Raw genomic sequence first — 21,356 nt, forward strand, 5'->3', positions numbered from 1 at the left:
AGATTCATTCGCCATTGCCAGATCTCGATTGCTGGAACCCTTGGGGGGCTCTGGCAGAGCTGGCATCGTGCGGGCTGTCTGACGACTTGGGATGGTCACGCCGCGGCAGCGACGCGACCGGGAAAACACATTCGAAACAGGCGAATGACCCGATACTAGACAAGCCGGCGAGGGAACGCAAGCCCCCTGCCTCCCCCAGATCATTGACATACCAGAAAGCGATACGCAACCTTGACCCATCTCCAGTGAAGGACCCCACATGAACCAACCCTCGGATTCGCTCAGCGCCCTGCGTGAGACGCCCCATGACCCCGGCAAGGACCCTGCTCGCCTGGCCGCCATCGATCTGGGCTCCAACAGCTTCCACCTGCTGGTGGCCAATTATCAGGACGATCGGCTTCAGGTGGTGGCGCGACTGGGCGAAAAGGTCCAGCTGGCAGCCGGGCTCGACGATGACGGCTACCTCAATGAGGACGCCATGGCGCGCGCACTGGACTGTCTGGGGCGCTTCGCCCCCTTCCTTGAAGGGATTCCGGCGACGCGCATGCGTGTCGTGGGCACCAACGCCCTGCGCGACGCGCACAATAGTCAGGAGCTGATCGATCGCGCCGAAGCCTTGCTCGGCACGCGCATCGAGATCATCGCCGGTCGCGAGGAGGCCCGCCTGATCTATCTGGGTGCGGCCCATGCCCTGGCGGAAAGCGGTCGACGCCTGATCGTGGATATCGGTGGCGGCTCCACCGAGTTCATCATCGGCGAACAGTTCGAGCCCAAGGCGCTGGAAAGCCTCTCCATGGGCTGCGTCACCTTCACCCGCCGCTTCTTCGGCGATGGCGACATCACCGAGAAGCGCATGCGTAACGCCGAGCTTGCCGCGCTGTCGGAGCTCGCCAACATCCGTCGCCCCTATCAACGTCTGGGCTGGGATGATCCGGTCGGCTCCAGCGGCACCATCAAGGCGGCAGCTGCGGTGTTGCATGCTGCAGGTGACTCCCCAGAGGGCGTCATCACTCGCGATGGGCTGGCCAAGCTGCGCAAGCGTCTGATCAAGACCAAACAGCTGGACAAGGTGTCGATGGAGGGTCTGAAGGCCGATCGTGCACGAGTGTTTCCGGCCGGAGTGGCGATTCTCAGCGCTATCTTCGAAGCCTTTGAGCTGACGCAGATGCGCTTCGCCGATGGCGCCCTGCGCGAAGGGGTGCTCTACGACATGGCGGGCCGCAACAGTCCTGAGGACTCGCGCCTGAAGAGCCTGGAGACGCTGGCCCGCTACAACGCCGTGGACACACGCCAGGCCGACAATGTCGCCGCCTCGGCACGGGCCATGTTCGAGCAGGTCAAGCAGGACTGGAACCTGGACGAGGAGCGCGGACGCTATCTGGAATGGGCCGCCTGGATGCATGAGATCGGCCAGTCCATCTCCCATAGCCAGTTCCACCGTCACGGCGCCTATCTGCTTGAATACTCCGACCTGGCCGGCTTCTCGCGCCCGGAGCAGCGCCTGCTGTCATTCCTGGTGCGGGCGCACCGCCGCAAGTTTCCGCTCAAGGAGTGGCAAGCGCTGCCCGAAAGCGAACAGCGCGACAGCCAGCGCCTGGCCCGGCTGTTGCGCCTGGCGGTCATTCTCAACCATTCGCGCCCCGAGCAAGCGCCCGCGGCGCCGCGCCTCGAGGTGGATGACGACACCCTTCACCTGCACTACGAAGGTGGCGATGAGCCAGGACTCTTGTGCACCGACCTGGAACGAGAAGCCGACTATCTTGCCAGCACCGACTTCGCGCTGGTGCTGCATGCGGTGACCGCGGACCGCTGACGACGTGGCCAGACAACAGACGCACGCTGGCGGGATCACCTAGCGGGGTCACGTACTAAGGTCCCGTCGGCGAGCAAACTCCCATCAGGGAATGGTCGTCCAGCCTTGTGCTACCGCGATCCAGGCCCCTGAAGCGGCATCCAGCACCGCGACGCATTCGTCGGCTCGCCACAGCAGCACGATATGACAACGCTGCCAGGGAGGCACCGCAGCCTCCTGCAGCAGCCGCTTCACATCGCGCCGTCCACGGCCTTCCAGGCAAATGCGCTCTCCCCCCTGGCGCGCTCGCAGCGTCAGCAGGCAACGCGCCTGGCCAGAAGGCGCGACCAGGGCAAGCGTCCTCCCTGCCACCACGACCTCACGCCCAGACCACCACGGCATCTCCGGCAGCGAGACCGGGGTCGTGCGGCTGTCCGCCAGCAGATACAAGGTGCCGCGCCAGCAGCGCGCTTCGCCACCTGACCAGTGGATCCTCACTTCGGCATCACGTCGTGCCCGGCACTGGGACATGATCTCATCCAGCCGTGTCCCCGGTGGCGTGGCCAGGTCCAGACAGCGCAGACACCAGCCCAGCAGCCAGCGCTGGCGCGGTCGCGACAGCGCCAGTAGCCCATTTAGCGGCAACCTGGCCGGATCGCCCCCCAGCCTGTCCAGATCCTCCTGGGCGTATTCCTCGAGCAGCGATACCGCCTCACCAGCATGCCGTGCACTGGCGGACAGCGCTTGAAGGGCGTCAGGCCAACGCTCCAGCAGTGACGGCACCAGCCGATGGCGCAGGAAATTGCGATCCAGCGACAGGTCCTGATTGCTGGGATCCTCGATCCAGGCAAGCCTTCGCCTGGCGGCCTCCTTCTCCAGCGCGAGGCGTCCGACACTCAATAGCGGACGGACGATGACCCGTCCTTGCTGCTGACGGCGTGTCGGCATGCCAGCCAACCCCATCACCCCCGACCGACGCAGGGCCGCCAGCCAGAAGGTCTCGGCCTGGTCATCAGCATGCTGCGCCAGCCACAGATGATCTCCAGGCTCCATGACATCCATAAAGGCCCGGTAGCGGGCCGCCCTGGCCGCTGCCTCGAGGCCCTTGCCCGCCGCCACATCGACACTGACCCGGACCACCTCCAGCGCGACGCCCTGCTCGCGACACAGGGCACGGCTGTGGCGCGCAAAGTCGTCCGCCGCCGGCTGCAGGCCATGGTGGACATGAATCGCCCTGAGCGCCCGCCCACGGCGCCGGCAGGCATCCGCGGCCAGTGCCAGCAGCACGCAGGAATCCAGTCCTCCCGAAAGCCCCACCCATAGCGTGCGATCATCGGGCAGGTCATCGATAAAGGGCGCGACAATGGCCTCAAGGCCAGGGGACTCAGACATGCCTGCTCTCCACCCGATACCCGGGCATCACATGCAAGCGGCCCCTATCGCAGAACGACAGGGGCCGCGGGGTTACCACGAAGACCCGACGCTTCAGGCGGGGGCGCCGTAGCTCATCAGGCGCTCATAGCGACGTGCCAACAGGGCGTCGCTGTCCAGAGCGTCCAGGCGCTCCAGACTCTCGCTGATGGCGTCACGCACTCGCGTCGCTGCCTCGTAAGGGAAGCGGTGCGCACCGCCCAGCGGCTCCTTGATCAGGTTATCGACGAAACCGAGCTCCTTGAGACGGCTGGCGGTAATCCCCATGGCCTGAGCGGCATCGCTGGCGCGTTCCGCGCTCTTCCACAGGATCGAGGCACACCCCTCAGGAGAAATGACCGAGTAGGTAGAGTACTCAAGCATCATCAGCTCGTCACAGACACCGATGGCCAGGGCGCCACCGGAGCCACCTTCACCTACCACGGTGGAGACGATGGGGGTCTTGAGACGCGACATCACCGCCAGGTTATAGGCGATGGCCTCACTCTGGCCGCGCTCTTCCGCGTCGATACCCGGATAGGCGCCAGGGGTGTCGATGAAGGTCAGCACCGGCATCTTGAAGCGCTCGGCCATTTCCATCAGACGGCACGCCTTGCGGTAGCCTTCCGGGCGGGGCATGCCGAAATTGCGGCGGACCTTCTCCTTGACGTCGCGGCCCTTCTGATGACCGATGATCATCACCGGACGATCATTGAGGCGCGCAACACCGCCGACGATAGCGGCGTCATCGGCAAACTCGCGATCACCATGCAGCTCATCGAAGTCGCTGAACACATGCTCGAGATAGTCCAGCGTGTACGGGCGCTGCGGATGGCGAGACAGCTGCGATACCTGCCACGGCGTCAGATCCTTGAAGATCGACTCGGTCAGCTTGCGGCTCTTTTCCTCAAGGCGCGAAATCTCGTCAGCCAGGCTGACCTGACTGTCGTTGCCGACCAGACGAAGCTCTTCGATCTTGGCCTGCAGTTCGGCGATGGGCTGTTCGAAATCGAGATAGTTGGGGTTCATGGGCCAGCCTTGTGATCATGGTCAGGCGGGCGCGACCGCAGGTCGCAGGCCCACCCATGGCAAATAAAAAGTGGTGTGCATTATCGCACCCTGACGGGGCCACGCAAGGCGCAGCCGTCCAGCGACCTTAACGCCGCAGCGTATTTTGGCCACCTCAGCGATACTTGAGACGTACGCCATCCTGTCCTTCGACATCCCGCAGGGCGATCAACAGGTCATCAGATGGCAGGACCTTCCACTGCTCGTCGAACTCCAGCCAGCCGGTAGCGTCGACATTGCGATAGCGCAGGCGCACCGGCAGGCCTTCCTCATGTCGATGGGGCTCAAGGCTTGCGCGCAGGCTGTCAATCAACCGGCCGTTCGCCTGACGACCATCCACCGAGACCTCCACCGCCTGGCCAAAGCGCGAGCGTGCCTGGACCATGGGGGTGACGTCCTTGCCTCGCAGGCGCAGGCCACCGGAGTAGTCATCGCTGGAGACTTCTCCTTCGACGATCAGCACCTCGGCATTGTCGAGCTGCTCACGCACGCTGTCATACAGCTCGCCGAACAGTGACGCCTCGATCCGCCCCGTGCGGTCGTCCAGGGTGAGGAAGGCCATGGTGTCGCCCCGCTTGGACTTCATGGTGCGCTGCGCCACCACCAGCCCGGCCACCCGCTGCGGCTCCCGGGAAGGCTTCAAGTCCGCGATGCGGGTCGAGACAAAACGTGCCAGTTCCTCTTCGTACTCATCGATGGGGTGGCCCGTCAGATAGAGACCAAGGGTGTCCTTCTCGCCGGCCAGCCGATCGCGATCGCTCCATTCCCGCACGCGCAGATAGTCCGCATAAGGATCGCTGGCCCCTTCATCGGCGTCCGGTGCAAACGCTTCGCCGAACAGGTCCATCATCCCGGCGTTGTGGTTCTTGTGACTCTGCGCAGCGGCCTTGAGGGCGTCATCCAGGGCCGCGCTGAGCACCGCACGATTGGGCCCCAGGTTATCCAGCGCTCCGGAGCGGATCAGCGCCTCCAGGGTACGCTTGTTCATGCGCTTGGGGTCGATACGGCGACAGAAGTCGAACAGATCGGTAAAGGGGCCTTCGGCGGTACGCGCCTCGACAATGGCGCCGATCGGACCTTCCCCCACGCCACGAATGGCACCCAGGCCATACACCACCCGGCCTTCATCATCGACCGTGAACTTGTAGCCGCCCACGTTGACGTCCGGTGGCGTGACCGTGAGCTTGAGATGGCGACACTCCTCGATCAGCGGCACCACCTTGTCCAGGTTGTCCATTTCGGTGGACATCACCGCCGCCATGAACGGGCCCGGGTAATGCGCCTTGAGCCAGGCGGTCTGGTAGGACACCAGCGCGTAGGCCGCCGAGTGGGACTTGTTGAAGCCGTAACCGGCAAACTTTTCCACCAGGTCGAAGATGTTGCCAGCAAGGTCCGCATCGATGCCGTTGGCCGCACAGCCTTCCATGAAACCGGTACGCTGCTTGGCCATCTCTTCCGGCTTCTTCTTACCCATCGCGCGCCGCAACAGGTCAGCCTGACCCAAGGAGTAGCCCGCCATCACCTGGGCAATCTGCATCACCTGCTCCTGGTACAGGATGATGCCGTAAGTCGGCTGCAGCACGGGCTTCAGCAGCTCGTGCTGGTAATCCGGGTGGGGGTAGGAGATCTCCGCCCGTCCGTGCTTACGGTTGATGAAGTCATCGACCATGCCGGACTGCAGCGGCCCCGGACGGAACAGTGCCACCAGTGCGATCATGTCCTCCAGCGAGTCCGGCAAGAGGCGCTTGATCAGCTCCTTCATCCCCCGGGATTCCAGCTGGAACACCGCGGTGGTCTCGGCCTTCTTGAGCATCTCGAAGGTCTTGCCGTCGTCCAGCGGGATCGCATCGATATCCAGCGCCCCCTTGCCCTCGCTGGCGCGCACCCGATCGACCATCTCCAGCGCCCAATCGATGATGGTCAGCGTACGCAAGCCCAGGAAGTCAAACTTGACCAGCCCGGCATCCTCGATGTCGTTCTTGTCAAACTGAACGACCAGCCCGGAGCCATCCTCGTCACATAACAGCGGTGAGAAGTCGGTCAGCTTGGTGGGCGCGATGACGACGCCCCCGGCGTGCTTGCCGGTGCCTCGCGTCACCCCCTCGAGCTTGAGCGCCATGTCCCAGATTTCCTGGGCTTCCTCATCTACCTCAATGAATTCCTTGAGCTGAGGCTCCTCTTCGATGGCCTTGGACAACGTCATGCCCACCTCGAAGGGAATCAGCTTGGACAGCTTGTCCCCCAGCGAGTACGGCTTGCCCTGGGCGCGGGCAACGTCTCGCACCACGGCCTTGGCCGCCATGGTGCCGAAGGTGACGATCTGCGACACCGCGTTACGGCCATAGCGCTCGGCCACGTAATCGATGACGCGATCACGTTTTTCCATGCAGAAGTCGACGTCAAAGTCCGGCATCGACACCCGCTCGGGGTTCAGAAAGCGCTCGAACAGCAGGTCATACTGGATCGGATCGAGATCGGTGATCTTCTGCGCGTAGGCCACCAGCGAGCCGGCACCGGAGCCGCGCCCCGGCCCTACCGGGACATCGTTGTCCTTGGCCCACTGGATAAAGTCCATCACGATCAGGAAGTAACCGGGGAACCCCATCTGCAGGATGATGTCCAGCTCGAAGTCCAGGCGCTCTCGGTAGCGCTTCTCGAGCGCCGCCCAGTCGTCGCTGTCGCGTGGGTGACTGTCCACCGGGTAAAGAGCGTCAAGGCGCTCGGTCAGGCCATCGTGGGAGATCTTGCGGAAGAACTCGTCCTGGGTCATGCCCTCGGGAATACCGTATTCCGGCAGGAAGATCTCGCCCAGGCGAACGTTGACGTTACAACGCGCGGCGATCATGACGCTGTTTTCCAGCGCCGCGGGAATATCGGCAAACAGCTCCGCCATCTCCTGTGGCGACTTGAGGTACTGTTCCTCGGTGTAGCGCCGCTCGCGACGGGGGTCATCCAGCGCCTTGCCCTCGCCAATGGCCACGCGGGTTTCGTGGGCCCAGAAGTCCTCACGCTTGAGGAAGCGCACATCGTTGGTCGCCACCACCGGAACCCCGGTGTCCATGGCCAACGCCACCGACGCATGCACGCAGTCTTCTTCCAGCGGGCGACCGGTCCGGGTCAGCTCCAGATAGAAACGGCCGGGAAACGCCTGACACCATTCATCCAGCAAACGCCGCGCATCGGCATGATGATCGCTGAGCAAATGGCGGCCCACGTCTCCTTCACGCCCACCAGACAGCGCGATCAAGCCTTCGCTCTGCTCCAGTACCCAGGCTTTCTCCAGGTAAGCCCGGTCCTGACGCTGGCCCTCGACCCAGCCGCGAGAGATCAGTTCGGTCAGGTTGCGATAGCCGACGTCATTCATCGCCAGCAGCGTCACCCGATACGGATGATCCAGGTCATGGGCGTTGACCAGCCACAGGTCGGCACCGATCACGGGCTTCATGCCAGCGCCCTGGACCCCGTTGTAGAACTTCACCAGGCCGAACAGATTGGATTCATCGGTCAACGCCAGCGCTGGCGCGCCATGCTCGACGCCAGCCTTGACGTAAGGCTTGAGGCGCACGAGGCCGTCAACCAGAGAGAACTCGCTATGGACGCGAAGATGAACGAAAGGAGCGGACATGTGAAAGCCTTACCTCGACCCGCCGTGGCGGGGCTGTGAATACGGGTCAGAATAGCGCCAGCTGGCGCTTGACAGGGGCAAAGGAGCGACGATGTTCGTCGAGTGGCCCCAGACGTTCCAGCGCGGCCAGATGTTCAGCCGTCGGGTAGCCCTTGTGGCGGGCGAAACCATAGTCAGGATAGCGCCGGTCGAGCGACACCATGGCAGCATCCCGCGCCACCTTGGCGAGGATGGATGCGGCGGCGATGGCCGGGTGACGGGCATCACCCTTGACCACAGCCTGGCCGGGAACATGATGCCCGGGGAGGCGATTGCCGTCCACCAGCAGGTATTCAGGCGAAGGCATCAGCCCATCGATGGCACGGCGCATGGCAAGATGCGTGGCGTGGTAGATATTGAGCTGATCGATTTCCTCGGGGCTGGCGGCTGCCACGTGGAAGGCCAGCGCACGTTCACGAATCAGCCCATCGAGGGCTTCTCGGCGCTTGGCCGACAACGCCTTGGAATCGGTCAGCCCGTCGATGGGCCGCTCGGGATCCAGGATCACCGCCGCGGCGACCACCGCGCCGACCAACGGCCCCCGCCCGACCTCATCCACCCCGGCCAGGAGCTGGCCATCATAGTCCACCACCAATGGCGGCAACGGCGCCTTCGCGGCGCGCCCCTTGCGAGCCGAATCAGCGGCCATCCTTGTCTCCTCTGGCCTGCGCAGGTCCAGCGCCGGTGTCGCTAACCTGAGAAGCCATCTTGTGAGAGGGGCCTGCAGCGGTCTTATGAGAAGCGCCTGCGGCGGTCTTATTAGAGGCACCTGCGGCGGTCTTGTAAGAAGCGCCAGCGTCGCTCCCGGCACTGTCCGGGTCCGCCACCTCCTGCGCGCACTCCGGGGCCACACTCGGTGGCAACGGCCGACCTGCCACCAGCGCTTCGATGGCCTCCGCCGCGCGACGGCTGGCATCACGCTGCAGGCCTTCATGCATCGCCGCGAAGCGCGTCTCGAGCGCGCTACGCCCCTGGGGATCCGACAACATGGACTCCAGCTGCCGGGCAATCGCTTCGGCACTGGCCTCGTCCTGAATCAGTTCAGGCACCAGCGACTCCTGGGCGATCAGGTTCGGCAGCGAGATCCACGGGGTCTTGACCATCCAGCGAGCAATCCGATGCGTCATCGGCGCCATGCGATAGCCCACCAGCATCGGCCGGTGACACAGCATGGCTTCCAGCGCCGCCGTACCCGAGGCGAGCAGAACCAGGTCGCTGGCCACCATGGCTTCGCGGGCCTGACCGTCCAGCAGCATGACGCGATCGCGAAGAGCCGGCCGCTGTTGCAGCAGAACCTCGAGCTCCTGGCGACGCTCGGGCGTGGCAGCCGGAATCACCACCCGCAGGCGCTCACGCGTTTCCACCAGTCGCTGTGCGGCCTCCACAAAGGTCGCCGCCATGAAACGCAGTTCATTGCGCCTTGAACCTGGCAGCAGCGCCAATACTTCTTCGTCCGGCTCGAGCCCAAACGCCCTGCGGGCAGACTGCCGATCGTTCACCAGCGGCAGCTCGTCTGCCAGCGGGTGGCCGACGAAGGCCACCGGCACGCGATGCTTGACGTAGAAGGCTGCCTCGAACGGCAAGAAGGTCAGCATGGCATCCACCGAGCGGGCAATGCCCTTGACCCGCCCCTGGCGCCAGGCCCATACCGACGGGCTGACGTAATGAGCCGTGGTGATACCCGCCTCGCGCAGCTGTCGCTCGAGCCCCAGATTGAAGTCAGGCGCATCGATGCCCACCATGATGTCAGGCTGCCATGCCAGCGCGTCGCGGCGCAGATGGCGACGCACACGCACCAGCTCGGGCAGGTGCTTGAGCACCTCGACCAGACCCATGACCGACAGGGTTTCCAGGGGATACAGTGACGTCAGGCCCTCGGCCAGCATGCGTGGCCCGCCGAGCCCACGAAACTCGACGCCAGGATGTCGCGCCTTGAGCGCGCGCATCAATCCCGCGCCAAGAATGTCGCCAGACAATTCTCCGGCGACCAGGTAGACACGGCGGACAGGGACGGCGTCACTCTCGGCTTGGCGAACGACGTGGGTCATGGGGGCTCCCCGGATCAGCGATGGAGTGTCCCGGGGGCAGCGGCCTCACCGGATGGTCAGGCAAGGCCGCTGTTCATCAGCGGATAATGCCCCGGGTAGACGCCTCGATGGAGGCCACGAAGGCGTCGGTTTCCGCCAGCGAGAACCGCTGGCGAATCTCGGCGACCGCTTGCTCGACGGTCAGTCCCTGCCGGTAGACCAGCTTGTAGGACTCGTTGAGCGCGCGGATCGCCTCACTGGCAAAGCCACGCCGCTTGAGGCCGACCACATTGAGACCATGGGCCTGAGCAGGGTTGCCGTTGATCATCACGAAGTCGGGTGTGTCCTTGGTGATGATCGAGCCTCCCCCGGCCATGGCATGGGAACCAAAGCGGCAGAACTGATGGATCGCCGACAGACCGCCGATGATGGCGAAATCGCCCAACTGCACATGTCCGGCCAGGGTCACCTGGTTGGCCAGAATACAGTCATCGCCGATGATGCAGTCATGCCCGACATGGACATAGGCCATGAACAGATTGCGCGAACCGATGGTGGTCTCGCTGCGATCCTGCACGGTGCCGCGGTGCAGGGTGACTCCCTCACGGACAACGTTGTCATCGCCCATCACCAGGCGCGTCGGTTCTCCGTTGTACTTCTTGTCCTGGCAAGCCTCGCCGACAGACGCAAACTGAAAGATGCGATTGCGCTTGCCAAGGACCGTCGGCCCCTGCACCACGACATGGGGACCAATCACGGTGCCTTCGCCAATCTCGACGTCGGGACCAATCACGCTGAAGGGCCCAACCTCGACATCGTCGGCCAGGCGGGCGCCGGGATCTACGATGGCGGACGGATGTATCAAGCGATCTTCCTCTCGGCGCAGATGATGTCGGCTTCACAGGCCAGCTCACCTTCCACGGTGGCACGGCACTTGAACTTCCAGATGCCGCGCTTGGCCCGCTCGACCTCGGCACGCAGCTGCAGGGTATCGCCAGGCATGACCGGACGCTTGAAGCGCACGTTATCGCTACCGACGAGGTAGTACACGTAGCCGTCGGCGGGCAGCTTGTTGACCGTCTTGAAGCCAAGAATGCCGCAGGCCTGGGCCAGCGCCTCGACCACCAGCACCCCCGGCATGATGGGATGGTGCGGGAAGTGACCATTGAAGAACGGCTCGTTGATGCTGACATTCTTGTAGGCAACGATGGTCTCGCCGTGGGTCAATTCCGTGACCCGATCCACCAGCAAGAAAGGATAGCGGTGGGGCAGATATTCGCGAATCTCGTTGATGTCCATAACCATCGTAGCGACCTCTAAAATGACAAGAGCCCTTCTCCGAGAAGGACACGAGCGGCGTCGGGCTTGCGCGCCGAGCCGACAATAGGCGGTGGATTATACCGACCTGAACCACCCCCTCAAGTATCGCTGGAATCCCGCTTCTCCAGGCGACTGACGCGCTTGGCGATACTATCGAGCTGCTTGAAGCGCACGGCATTGCGGCGCCACTGGCTGTTTTCCATTGCACCGGTGCCGGAGGAGTAGACACCTGGCTCAAGAATCGAGTTGGTGACCAGGCTCATGCCGGTGACCTGCACGCCGTCACTGATGGTCAGGTGTCCGGACAAGCCGACCCCGCCTCCCAGCATGCAGTGGCGTCCCACCCGGGTGGAGCCCGCAATGCCGACGCAGCCGGCCAGGGCGCTGTGATCGCCGATCTGCACGTTGTGCGCGATCTGTACCTGGCTATCGATCTTGACGTCGTTACCGATCACGGTGTCACCGAGTGCACCGCGATCAATGCTTGAACAGCTGCCGACCTCGACATCATCGCCCAGCACCGCGCCACCCAGCTGGGCAATCTTGCGCCAGCCGCTTCCATCGTGGGCAAAGCCGAAGCCGTCGCCGCCGATCACGCAGCCACTGTGCAAGATCACCCGCTTGCCGATGACCACCCCGTGATACAGCGTGACATTGGCATGCAGGAAACCGTCATCGTCGATCTGGCTGTCGCTTCCGATCACGCAGCCGGGACCTACGACAACGCGGTCGCCCAGCTTCACGCCGGATTCGACTACCGCATTGGGGCCGATGCAGACATCCTCACCCAGTACCGCATCGTCGGCCACCACGGCACTATGATGCACACCCGGGCGATGAGCGCCGACCAGGGGATCGAGCAACCTGGAGAGCTCGGCGTACCCCAGATAGGGATTGTCCAGCACCAGTGCGGGCACTGGACAGGCTTCTAGATGATCAGGATGCAGCAATACGGCAGCGGCACGTGTAAAGGGAAGGTCCTTGAGGTAGGCCCGGTTGGCGAGAAAGCTGACCTGGTCAGGCCCGGCATCCTTGAGCGTCGCCAGCCCTCGCACGCGCTGATCGCCATCGCCGTGCAGGCGCGCGCCCAGTTGGCTGGCGATCTCGGAAAGGCTTGGCTGGGTGCGTGATGATTTCATGAATGACCGTGATGCGGTAACGACAAAATTCGAGAAAGGAAGCGCTGGTCACGCGCTGTCAGGGCGTGTCCAGCAACCGAGTCACCTCGGCGGTCAGGTCGGGCAGATCGCGGCTGCTGTGCAGCACGCCATCCGGCGTGACCAGCACGTCCACATCGTGGCGATCAATGACCTGCGCCACCGCCTCGTCGACACGACCTTCAAGGCGACTTATCAAACGCTGTTCGGTTTCCTGGCGAGCGTTGAGGATATCACGCCTTAGCCGATCGAATCGCTGTCCCTTCTGTTGAAACTCCTGGACGCTGGCGGGATTCGGCTGCTGCCCTTGCTGGGCAAGCTCATCGGCCAACCCTTCCAGCTCCAGGCGAAGCACTTCAGCCTCTTGCTGCCACGGCCCCACCTGCTGCTGGAGGGACTGCATGGCACCTTGGGCCATGCGGGTGTCCAGCAGCGCTTGCTGCCAATCCAGCACCGCGACTCCCGAGGCCTGCGCCGCCTGCCATGGCAGGGCGGCACACGCCACGATGACTGCCAGGCAACGGCGCAGTCCACTCACTGACATCAGAACGTCTGACCGAGCGAGAACTGGAACACCTGGGTGTCATCCTCGTCCTTGTCATTGAGCGGTTCAGCGATACTGAAGGTTAGCGGCCCGACCGGCGTCAGCCAGGACACGCCGACACCCGCGCTGTAGCGAATATCACCGAACTCCACTCCAGAATCACACTTCTGGCGACCTTCGTCTTCAGACAGTACGTCATAGCACTCGGTCAGGAAGGTATTACCGGCATCAATAAACAGCGACGGCTGCACCGAACGCTTGTCTTCGACGAAAGGCATCGGGAAGATCAGTTCCATGCTGCCCTCGATCAGCACGTTACCGCCCAGCGTCTCGTCGTCACCGTCTTCACGCTCGGTCGTCAGCTGACCCAGGGTGTTGTCGGTGAAACCACGTACCGAGCCAAGACCACCGGCCAGAAAGTTCTCGTAGAACGGATAGGGGTCGCTCGAGTTGAGCGCGTCGGCGTAACCCACCTGTCCGCTGAACTTGAGTGACCAGGTTTCTTCCTCGTTGAACGGGAAGAACTGCTTGGCCTGGGCACGGGCCTTGTAGTACTCGGCGTCGCTGCCGGGCACACCCAGCTCCAGCGACAGGCGCTGGTAGTTACCGGCGGTGGGCATGATGCCCCGGTTCAGATCGTTTCGGGTCCAGCTACCGGTGACCGACAGGGTGTTGGCGTCATCACCTTCATCCAGCACGTAGCGCTTGATTTCCGACGGCGTGTCGTCATAGGTGTCGATCTCGAGCTTCTCGATGTTGGCGCCAAAGTTCATGCGCGTCAGCTCGTTGATCGGATAGCCGAAGTTGATGCCTGCCCCCAGCGCATCGGTGGAGTAGGTGGAGATATCGGAATCTTCGTAGTCGGTCGCGCGGTAGTAGAAGTTGTAGCCGCGAGAGATACCGTCAAGCGTCCAGTAGGGGTCAGTGAAACCAAAGTTGATGCTGGTGTAGGTATCACTCTTCTGGGCACCGATATTGACCCGATTGCCGCTACCCAGGAAGTTGTTCTGGGACAGCGAGGCGCCGTAGATGACGCCGGCACTCTGAGAGAAACCAAGGCTTGCCGAGAGCGAGCCAGAAGGCTGCTCTTCGACGTTGTAGGTGACATCGAGCTGGTCGCTTTCGCCCGGCACCGGCTCCGTCTGCACCTCGACCTGCTTGAAGAAGCCAAGACGTTCCAGGCGCTGACGCGATTGGGAAATGGCCTCGGTCGACGCCGGCGCGCTTTCCGCCTGGATCATCTCGCGGCGCAGCACCTCGTCCTTGGTCGTGGTGTTGCCGACAAACTGGATACGACGCACATAGGCGCGACGTCCGGGGGCGACCTGGAAGCTCAAGTCGACGGTTTCGCCGTCACTGCGTACTTCCGGGATGCCGTCGACCTCGGCGAAGGCAAAACCTTCTGCCCCAAGGCGCGAGCGCATGGCTTCAGAGGACGCAATGACCTTGCTGCGGGAGAACACGTCACCGGACTGGAACTGCAGCAGATCGCGGGCTTCTGCCTCGGCTACCTTCAGGTCGCCGACGAAGTTGATATCTCCGACCCGATAGCGGTTGCCTTCATCGACATTGATGGTGATGAAGATCCGGGACTTGTCAGGACTGATGGACACCTGGCTCGAGGTAATCTCGAAATTCACGTAACCGCGGTCGAGATAGTAGGAGCGCAGGCGCTCCAGGTCACCCGCCAGGGCTTCCCGGGAATATTCGTCGGCGGAGAACCAGCCAAAGAACAGGCCGGGATCATCCTCAAGCTCGAACTCATCAAGCAGGATATCGTCGGAAAAGGCCTCGTTGCCCACGATGTTGATCTGGCGAATCTTGGCAACGGCACCTTCATTGATATTGATATCGACGCGCACCCGGCCTTGGCCGACCGGCGTCACCTCAGTATCAATGCGGGCGCTGTAGCGGCCCTGGGACTGGTACAGCCCCTCCAGCTCACGCTTCATCTCGTCGATGGTCGACAGCTGCAGCACCTGGCCTTCACTGATCCCGGCCTGCTTCAGGCCGTTGCGCAGATCTTCATCGGTGATCTGTGAGTTGCCTTCGATATTGAGGGCGGAAATGGTCGGACGTTCCTCGACCTGGATGATCAGCACATCGCCCTCACGAGCAAGCTCGATATCTTCGAACAGCCCAGTGGCAAACAGCTGGCGCGCGGCGTCGGCCAGCTCGCGGTCATCCACCTGGTCGCGAGCGTTGACGGGAAACGCATTGAAGACGGATGCAGCGGAGACCCGTTGAAGGCCCTCCACACGAATGTCCGACACGGTAAAGGAATCCGCGTGCGCCACCTGGGCACAGGCGGTCAAGAGTGTCGCCAATCCGATGGTCTTGATTTTCATGCAGTCAATTCGCTCGCGTTGAGTCAGCGTACCTGTCCAGACAGGCACCTTATACATTTCTCCGCCTTACTGACAAGTTGACAGCGGCGTCTCAAAAAAGGGGCACCGTCTCCCGTCACTCGCCGCCACCACCCCTGGTGACGACTGCGGCGTCTCCCGACACTCGGGCCTTGCTGATGGTCTGTCGCCCTACCAGAGCCGCATCACATCAAAGTACAGGGCCATGATCATCAGCGTTCCGACCAGCGCTAGACCCACCTTCAGTCCGACCGCCTGGGTGCGCTCGGAGACAGGCCGTCCGCGCACCGCCTCGATCAAGTAATACAGCAGATGGCCACCGTCGAGCACCGGGATGGGCAACAGATTGAGCACCCCCAGGCTGATCGACAGGTACGCCATGAAGTTGACGAAGCTCTCCAGACCCGAGCGAGCCGTATCGCCCGCGATGCGCGCAATCGTGATCGGGCCCGACAGGTTGGTCGGTGAAATCAGGCCCACCAGCATCTTGCGCACCGCGTCGAAGGTCAACACTGTCATTTCGGCGGTGCGCGATGCAGCTTGCCCCACGGCCTCCAGAGGTCCGTAGCGGATATCTCGCTGATACTTCTGGGGCCAGTCTACCGGTGCAACGCCGGCACCGATATAGCCGATCTCGCTACCATCATCGAGACGGTTCCCGCGCGGGGTCAGGCTTAGCGTGACAGAGGCATCGCCTCGCTGCACGTCGAGCTCCATGGCCTCGCCGGGACGCGCCCGGACGCGCTGGACCAGGTCCGGCCAGTCCGCCACCGGCTCGCCATCAATCGCCACCACCCGGTCACCGGGCTGCAGCCCCGCCTGGACCGCTGGCTCGTTCTCGACCAGTTGGCCGATCACTGCCGGCATGTCCGGGCGCCACGGCCGGATACCCAGCGTTCCCAGCGGCTCCGGTGGGTCCTGCCCCACCAGCCAGTTGTCCACCTCGACCGGGTAGGTCCGGGCAACGCTGCTGCCCTCCGCCCGTGTCTCGATGGCCAGGCTGCCGCTGGCGCCAATGGCAGCCACCAGCTTCAAGTTGATGTCGTCCCAGGAGCGAACCGGCTCACCGCGGACGGCGGTGACTTCCATGCCCTGCTCCAGCCCCGCCTCGGCCGCCGGAGACTGCGGCGTCACCTCGCCCACTACCGGCACGACAGTCGTGGTACCCGCCACAAACAGCGCCCAATAGGCCACCAGCGCCAACAGGAAGTTGGCCAGCGGACCCGCTGCGACAATCGCAATACGCGCCCACACTGACTTGCGATTGAAGGCCTGATCCAGCTGGTCAGCCGGGACATTGCCCTCACGCTCGTCGAGCATCTTGACGTAGCCGCCCAATGGAATGGCGGCGATCGCGAACTCGGTGCCATGGCGGTCCACTCGCGACCACAAGGGCTTGCCGAAACCTACCGAGAAACGCAACACCTTCACGCCACAGCGGCGCGCCACCCAGAAGTGACCGAACTCATGGAAGGTGACCAACAGGCCGAGCACCACCAGCACGGCCAGAATGTTCTGAATCAGGCCCACCTACGTCTCCTTGGCAATGTCGCGTGCGTCGGCGCCAGCGCCGTCGTTGTTCCGGCAGCAGAGAATGAGAAAGGTTCCACTAAACAACGCATCAGCGGCGTGCCTCCAGCCAGGCCAGCGCATGACGCCGGGCCTGGCGGTCGGCGGCCAGCACCGCCTCCAGATCATCGGCGCGGCCATCAAAGTGGCCCTCCCTGACGTCCTGTACCAGCGCAGCAATGGCATTGAAGCTCAGGCGCCGATCCAGGAAGGCCTCCACCGCGATTTCGTTGGCGGCGTTGAGTACGGCAGGCTGCAGTCCCCCTTCCGCCATCGCCTCGCGAGCCAGACGCAGGCAGGGAAACGCCGTTTCGTCGGCCGGCTCGAAGTCCAGACGAGCCACCGCGAACAGATCCAGCGACTGCACACCGGCATCGATCCGCTCGGGCCACGCCAAGCCGTAGGCGATGGGCGTGCGCATATCCGGGTTGCCAAGCTGTGCCAGCACCGACCCATCGCTGTAAGCCGCCATGGAATGAATCACGCTCTGCGGGTGTACCACCACCTGAATCTGCTCGGGCCGAGCATCGAACAGCCAGCAGGCCTCGATCAGCTCGAGCCCCTTGTTCATCAGGGTGGCACTGTCTACGGAAATCTTGCGGCCCATCGACCAGTTGGGATGCGCACAGGCCTGGTCGGGGGTGACCTGGGCCAGCTGCTCGGAGGAGTAACCGCGAAAGGGACCGCCCGAAGCGGTCAGCAGCAGCTGGGTGACCCCATGCTGCGCCAACCCTCCACGGTGTTCACCGGGCAGACACTGAAAAATGGCATTGTGCTCGGAATCGATCGGCAACAGCGCCGCGCCGCTCTCCTCGACGGCCTGCATGAACAGCGCCCCCGACATGACCAACGCTTCCTTGTTGGCCAGCAGCACGCGCTTGCCCGCCCGCACCGCAGCCAGCGTCGGCAACAGTCCGGCGGCGCCCACGATGGCCGCCATGACCACCTCGGCTTCCGGCGCACTGGCGACCTCCGCCAATGCCTGATCACCGTGGCGTACCTCGGTGGCAAGGCCAGACTCCCGGAGCTTCAGTGCCAGCCAGTCGGCATCGGCTGCACCGCCCAGCACGGCCACCTCGGGATGGTGAGACAGGCACTGTTCCAGCAGCGCCTCGCGGGACCGGTGTGCCGTCAGGGCGTGGACGCGATAGCGGTCGGGATGCCGGGCGATGACATCGAGGGTACTGGTGCCGATAGAGCCGGTGGCTCCCAGCACAGTCACCCCCCTTACCGCCTGTGCGTCAGAGCGCTTAGGATCTGTCATGACGCCACCAGCCAGGTAAAGAAAAGTGCGAAGACGGGAATCGCAGCCGTCAGGCTGTCGATGCGATCAAGCACGCCGCCATGCCCGGGCAACAGGGCACTCGAGTCCTTGATCCCGCGATGGCGCTTGAGCATGCTCTCGAGCAGATCCCCCAGCACCGAGATCAGGGTCACGGCCAGTGTCAGCAGCACCAGCGTGATGGCAGCGGACAGCGATAGCGCCTGCCACAGGGCAAACACCACCGCCAGACAGGCGGTGACGGCCATGCCACCGTATACGCCTTCCCAGGACTTGCCGGGACTGACGCTGGGCGCCAGCTTGCGACGGCCAAAGGCGCGACCAACGAAGTAAGCACCGATATCGGCTCCCCACACCAGCAGCAGCACGAACAGTAGCCAGGCGGCGCCGCTCTCCCGCAGCAGGTTGAAGCCGACCCAGGTGGGCAGCAAAACCCAGCCGCCCATGGCCAGGCGCATGCAGGTCGACGACCACTGCGGCGTGCGCTCAGGATGCCCCAGCACCCACCACAGATTGATCGACCAGCCAACGGCGCCTATCACCAAGGGCCACAGGGCGTGAGACTGACCGGTTAGCCACATCACCAGCATGACCCCGGCCAGCGCCGCCGGGGCTAGCCAACGCCTCACTCCCCGATCCAGGCCTGCCAGGTTGGCCCACTCCCAGCCCGCCAGCACCACGATGGCGCCGGTGAACAGCGCGAAGGCGCCCCCTTCCAGTCCAAACAAGCCTGCCAGCGCCAACGGCGCCAGCCAGACCGCGGTAATGATTCGCTGTCTAAGCACCCTGGGCCTCTAGCTGTTCGTCAGTCATGCCGAAGCGGCGCTTGCGCTGGCAGAAGTCCTCCAGCGCGTCGTCGAAGGCCTCGCCATCGAAGTCGGGCCAGAGCACGGGCGTGAAGTACAGCTCCGCATAGGCCAGTTGCCACAGCAGGAAGTTGGAGATACGGCGCTCGCCGCTGGTTCGGATGCACAGATCGACTGGCGCCGCGTCACTCAAGCACAGCTCCTGTGCCAGGGTGTCTTCGTCGATGGCATCCGCCTCGAGCTCACCCCGCGCCACGCGCTCGGCCAGCCGCCGCGCGCCGCTGGCGATGTCCCACTGACCGCCATAGTTGGCGGCAATGACCAGGCGCAATCCCTGATTGCCCTGCGTCAACCGCTCGGCATCTTCAATCCGCTTCTGGATCGCCGACGAGAACCCCGAGGTATCACCGATCACCGACAGACGGATATCGTGCTCGTGGAGCTTCTTGACCTCGCGCTTGAGCGCCATCAGGAACAGTTCCATCAGCGCGTTCACTTCAGCGGCGGGACGCTTCCAGTTCTCACTGGAGAAAGCAAACAGCGTCAGCGTCTCGATACGTCTCTCGGCGGCACGACGAATCACCGCTCTCACGGCTTCGACACCCGCGTGATGCCCGCGCACACCGGATAAACCGCGCGCCTTGGCCCAACGGTTATTGCCATCCATGATCACGGCCACGTGACGAGGCAGACTCGCAGAGGGCGGCAGCGGGCGAAGTTCGGGAGACGGCGTTGACTTCATGGGGTCTCGCATGACGTTTGAATCCAGCCTCACCGCATCCTGGCAGCAAGACAATCGGTTCATTTGTCGGCCATCGGCCAAGGCGATGGCCGACAAAGCAACCTCGGCCACTGGTCACATGCACCACGATAGCGCACGCCCAGTGCAGCGGCACCCCGGGCCTGCCGTCGCGGCAGCCCCGGAGCAGCGCCGGATCAGACCTGCATCAGGTCTTCTTCCTTGGCCGCCAAGGTCTTGTCGATTTCGGCGATGAAGCGATCGGTGATCTTCTGCACCTCATCCTCGCCCTGACGCTCTTCGTCCTCGGAAATTTCCTTGTCCTTGAGCAGCGCCTTGATGTCGTTATTGGCATCACGACGAACGTTACGGATCGCGACCCGCGCGTTCTCCGCTTCCTGACGCGCCTGCTTGATGTAGCCCTTGCGCGTCTCCTCGGTGAGCATCGGCATCGGCACGCGGATCACGTTGCCGGCAGACGCCGGATTGAGGCCAAGGTCAGAGGTCATGATCGCCTTCTCGACCTTGGGCACCATGCTTTGCTCCCAGGGCACGACGGTCAGCGTGCGGGCGTCCTCGACGTTGACCGACGCCACCTGGTTCAGCGGCATCATGGAGCCGTAGTATTCGACCTGGACGGCATCCAGAATGCTGGGATGCGCGCGGCCGGTGCGAATCTTGTTCAGGTTATGATGCAGCGACTCGATGGTCTTCTGCATTCTCGTTTCTGTGTCTTTCTTGATGTCGTTGATCACGATCTCACCCTCTGTCGATCAGCGTGCCTTCCTTGCCACCCACTACCAGGTTGAGCAGGGCGCCAGGCTTGTTCATGTTGAAGACCCGAACCGGCATGTCATGGTCACGCACCAGACAAATCGCGGTCAAATCCATCACCCCGAGCTTCTGTTCGAGGGCGTCGTCATAGGACAGTTGGTCATACTTGACGGCATCGTCGAACTTGACCGGATCCTTGTCGTAGACACCATCTACCTTGGTTGCCTTGACCACCACGTCGGCATCGATCTCGATGCCGCGCAGACACGCAGCGGAATCGGTGGTAAAGAACGGGTTACCGGTACCGGCGGAGAACAGCACGACATCGCCGGACGTCAGGTAACGAATCGCCGTGCGTCGGTCGTAGTGCTCCACCACCCCACTCATGGGAATCGCCGACATGACCCGCGAGCGGATGTTGGAACGCTCAAGCGCATCGCGCATGGCCAGGGCGTTCATCACCGTCGCCAGCATGCCCATGTGGTCACCGGTGACACGCTCCATACCGGCTTCATGCAGGGCGGCACCACGGAACAGGTTGCCACCGCCGATCACGATGCCTACCTGGACGCCGATGCCTACCAGCTGCCCAATCTCGAGGGCCATGCGATCAAGCACCTTGGGATCGATCCCGAACTCGGCATCCCCGGTCAACGCCTCGCCTGACAGCTTCAGCAGGATGCGCTTGTACTTCGACACATCGGCACGGGGCTTGTCGAGCTTGGACTGGGGGGAAGAATCGGCGCTACTCATGGCATTTCTCCACTGGGGACTGGATGGGTCGAGTGACGGTCGGTCAGGCCGTACGCTCACCGCTGACGCATACACGAAGGCGTGC

16 protein-coding genes and 1 pseudogene are annotated in these 21,356 nt (G+C 63.4%); 1 reads left to right on the forward strand and 16 read right to left on the reverse strand.

Annotated features, from left to right (window positions below; genetic code table 11):
* Positions 1-259: 259 nt before the first annotated feature.
* A complete protein-coding gene (ppx, locus tag JF545_RS06145; protein WP_206940287.1) occupies positions 260-1,813 on the forward strand; it encodes an exopolyphosphatase in 1,554 nt (517 codons plus the stop codon).
* Between the two features lie 84 nt (positions 1,814-1,897).
* On the opposite strand, the gene tilS is transcribed toward ppx, so the two are convergent.
* From tilS to pyrH, 16 genes and pseudogenes are all read right to left on the reverse strand, one after another.
* Positions 1,898-3,184: a tRNA lysidine(34) synthetase TilS gene (tilS, locus tag JF545_RS06150; protein ID WP_206940296.1), complete on the reverse strand. Its 1,287-nt coding sequence runs from the start codon at positions 3,182-3,184 to the stop codon at positions 1,898-1,900.
* Positions 3,185-3,277: 93 nt separating this feature from the next.
* The gene (locus JF545_RS06155) at positions 3,278-4,231 is read right to left on the reverse strand and encodes an acetyl-CoA carboxylase carboxyltransferase subunit alpha (protein ID WP_206940298.1); all 954 of its coding nucleotides are present in this window, start codon (positions 4,229-4,231) and stop codon (positions 3,278-3,280) included.
* Positions 4,232-4,385: 154 nt separating this feature from the next.
* The gene (dnaE, locus tag JF545_RS06160; RefSeq protein WP_206940300.1) at positions 4,386-7,895 is read right to left on the reverse strand and encodes a DNA polymerase III subunit alpha; all 3,510 of its coding nucleotides are present in this window, start codon (positions 7,893-7,895) and stop codon (positions 4,386-4,388) included.
* Positions 7,896-7,941: 46 nt separating this feature from the next.
* On the reverse strand, positions 7,942-8,583 hold the full coding sequence (rnhB, locus tag JF545_RS06165; RefSeq protein WP_206940302.1) for a ribonuclease HII: 642 nt from the start codon (positions 8,581-8,583) through the stop codon (positions 7,942-7,944).
* A 208-nt stretch (positions 8,584-8,791) separates the two neighbouring features.
* Positions 8,792-9,982: pseudogene (gene lpxB, locus JF545_RS06170) on the reverse strand (lipid-A-disaccharide synthase); the annotation flags it as partial.
* Between the two features lie 76 nt (positions 9,983-10,058).
* Complete coding sequence (gene lpxA, locus JF545_RS06175) at positions 10,059-10,826, reverse strand: acyl-ACP--UDP-N-acetylglucosamine O-acyltransferase (protein ID WP_206940305.1); 768 nt, start codon at positions 10,824-10,826, stop codon at positions 10,059-10,061.
* Complete coding sequence (gene fabZ, locus JF545_RS06180; protein WP_206940307.1) at positions 10,823-11,266, reverse strand: 3-hydroxyacyl-ACP dehydratase FabZ; 444 nt, start codon at positions 11,264-11,266, stop codon at positions 10,823-10,825. Before fabZ ends, lpxA begins: the two co-directional genes overlap by 4 nt.
* Positions 11,267-11,379: 113 nt before the next feature.
* Positions 11,380-12,420 carry a UDP-3-O-(3-hydroxymyristoyl)glucosamine N-acyltransferase gene (gene lpxD, locus JF545_RS06185; protein ID WP_206940309.1) on the reverse strand — a complete coding sequence of 347 codons (1,041 nt, stop codon included), beginning with the start codon at positions 12,418-12,420 and terminating at the stop codon, positions 11,380-11,382.
* A 58-nt stretch (positions 12,421-12,478) separates the two neighbouring features.
* Positions 12,479-12,982, reverse strand: a complete 504-nt coding sequence (locus JF545_RS06190; RefSeq protein ID WP_206940311.1) for an OmpH family outer membrane protein — start codon at positions 12,980-12,982, stop codon at positions 12,479-12,481.
* On the reverse strand, positions 12,982-15,330 hold the full coding sequence (bamA, locus tag JF545_RS06195) for an outer membrane protein assembly factor BamA (protein ID WP_206940312.1): 2,349 nt from the start codon (positions 15,328-15,330) through the stop codon (positions 12,982-12,984). The genes JF545_RS06190 and bamA overlap by 1 nt, the downstream gene beginning before the upstream one ends.
* A gap of 189 nt (positions 15,331-15,519) precedes the next feature.
* Positions 15,520-16,878: an RIP metalloprotease RseP gene (gene rseP / locus JF545_RS06200; protein WP_206940313.1), complete on the reverse strand. Its 1,359-nt coding sequence runs from the start codon at positions 16,876-16,878 to the stop codon at positions 15,520-15,522.
* A gap of 91 nt (positions 16,879-16,969) precedes the next feature.
* Complete coding sequence (gene ispC / locus JF545_RS06205; RefSeq protein ID WP_206940314.1) at positions 16,970-18,181, reverse strand: 1-deoxy-D-xylulose-5-phosphate reductoisomerase; 1,212 nt, start codon at positions 18,179-18,181, stop codon at positions 16,970-16,972.
* Positions 18,178-18,984 (reverse strand): phosphatidate cytidylyltransferase, encoded by an 807-nt coding sequence (locus JF545_RS06210; RefSeq protein WP_206940315.1) that lies wholly within the window; start codon positions 18,982-18,984, stop codon positions 18,178-18,180. Before JF545_RS06210 ends, ispC begins: the two co-directional genes overlap by 4 nt.
* The gene (uppS, locus tag JF545_RS06215) at positions 18,977-19,747 is read right to left on the reverse strand and encodes a polyprenyl diphosphate synthase (RefSeq protein WP_224851878.1); all 771 of its coding nucleotides are present in this window, start codon (positions 19,745-19,747) and stop codon (positions 18,977-18,979) included. Before uppS ends, JF545_RS06210 begins: the two co-directional genes overlap by 8 nt.
* 194 nt (positions 19,748-19,941) lie before the next feature.
* Positions 19,942-20,499 carry a ribosome recycling factor gene (gene frr / locus JF545_RS06220; RefSeq protein WP_206940317.1) on the reverse strand — a complete coding sequence of 186 codons (558 nt, stop codon included), beginning with the start codon at positions 20,497-20,499 and terminating at the stop codon, positions 19,942-19,944.
* A 4-nt stretch (positions 20,500-20,503) separates the two neighbouring features.
* Positions 20,504-21,271: a UMP kinase gene (gene pyrH, locus JF545_RS06225; protein WP_206940318.1), complete on the reverse strand. Its 768-nt coding sequence runs from the start codon at positions 21,269-21,271 to the stop codon at positions 20,504-20,506.
* Between the last annotated feature and the right edge of the window lie 85 nt (positions 21,272-21,356).

The organism is Halomonas litopenaei, assembly GCF_017303055.1.
GTDB classification, from domain to species: Bacteria; Pseudomonadota; Gammaproteobacteria; order Pseudomonadales; family Halomonadaceae; genus Halomonas; species Halomonas litopenaei_A.

Excerpts from the sequence above, each read along its gene's own strand:
- lpxD (WP_206940309.1), bottom strand. The coding sequence starts at position 12,420 with ATGAAATCATCACGCACCCAGCCAAGCCTTTCCGAGATCGCCAGCCAA.
- fabZ (WP_206940307.1), bottom strand. The coding sequence starts at position 11,266 with ATGGTTATGGACATCAACGAGATTCGCGAATATCTGCCCCACCGCTAT.
- ispC (WP_206940314.1), bottom strand. The coding sequence starts at position 18,181 with ATGACAGATCCTAAGCGCTCTGACGCACAGGCGGTAAGGGGGGTGACT.
- tilS (WP_206940296.1), bottom strand. The coding sequence starts at position 3,184 with ATGTCTGAGTCCCCTGGCCTTGAGGCCATTGTCGCGCCCTTTATCGAT.
- bamA (WP_206940312.1), bottom strand. The coding sequence starts at position 15,330 with ATGAAAATCAAGACCATCGGATTGGCGACACTCTTGACCGCCTGTGCC.
- ppx (WP_206940287.1), top strand. The coding sequence starts at position 260 with ATGAACCAACCCTCGGATTCGCTCAGCGCCCTGCGTGAGACGCCCCAT.
- JF545_RS06155 (WP_206940298.1), bottom strand. The coding sequence starts at position 4,231 with ATGAACCCCAACTATCTCGATTTCGAACAGCCCATCGCCGAACTGCAG.
- uppS (WP_224851878.1), bottom strand. The coding sequence starts at position 19,747 with ATGAAGTCAACGCCGTCTCCCGAACTTCGCCCGCTGCCGCCCTCTGCG.
- JF545_RS06190 (WP_206940311.1), bottom strand. The coding sequence starts at position 12,982 with ATGTCAGTGAGTGGACTGCGCCGTTGCCTGGCAGTCATCGTGGCGTGT.
- dnaE (WP_206940300.1), bottom strand. The coding sequence starts at position 7,895 with ATGTCCGCTCCTTTCGTTCATCTTCGCGTCCATAGCGAGTTCTCTCTG.
- pyrH (WP_206940318.1), bottom strand. The coding sequence starts at position 21,271 with ATGAGTAGCGCCGATTCTTCCCCCCAGTCCAAGCTCGACAAGCCCCGT.
- rnhB (WP_206940302.1), bottom strand. The coding sequence starts at position 8,583 with ATGGCCGCTGATTCGGCTCGCAAGGGGCGCGCCGCGAAGGCGCCGTTG.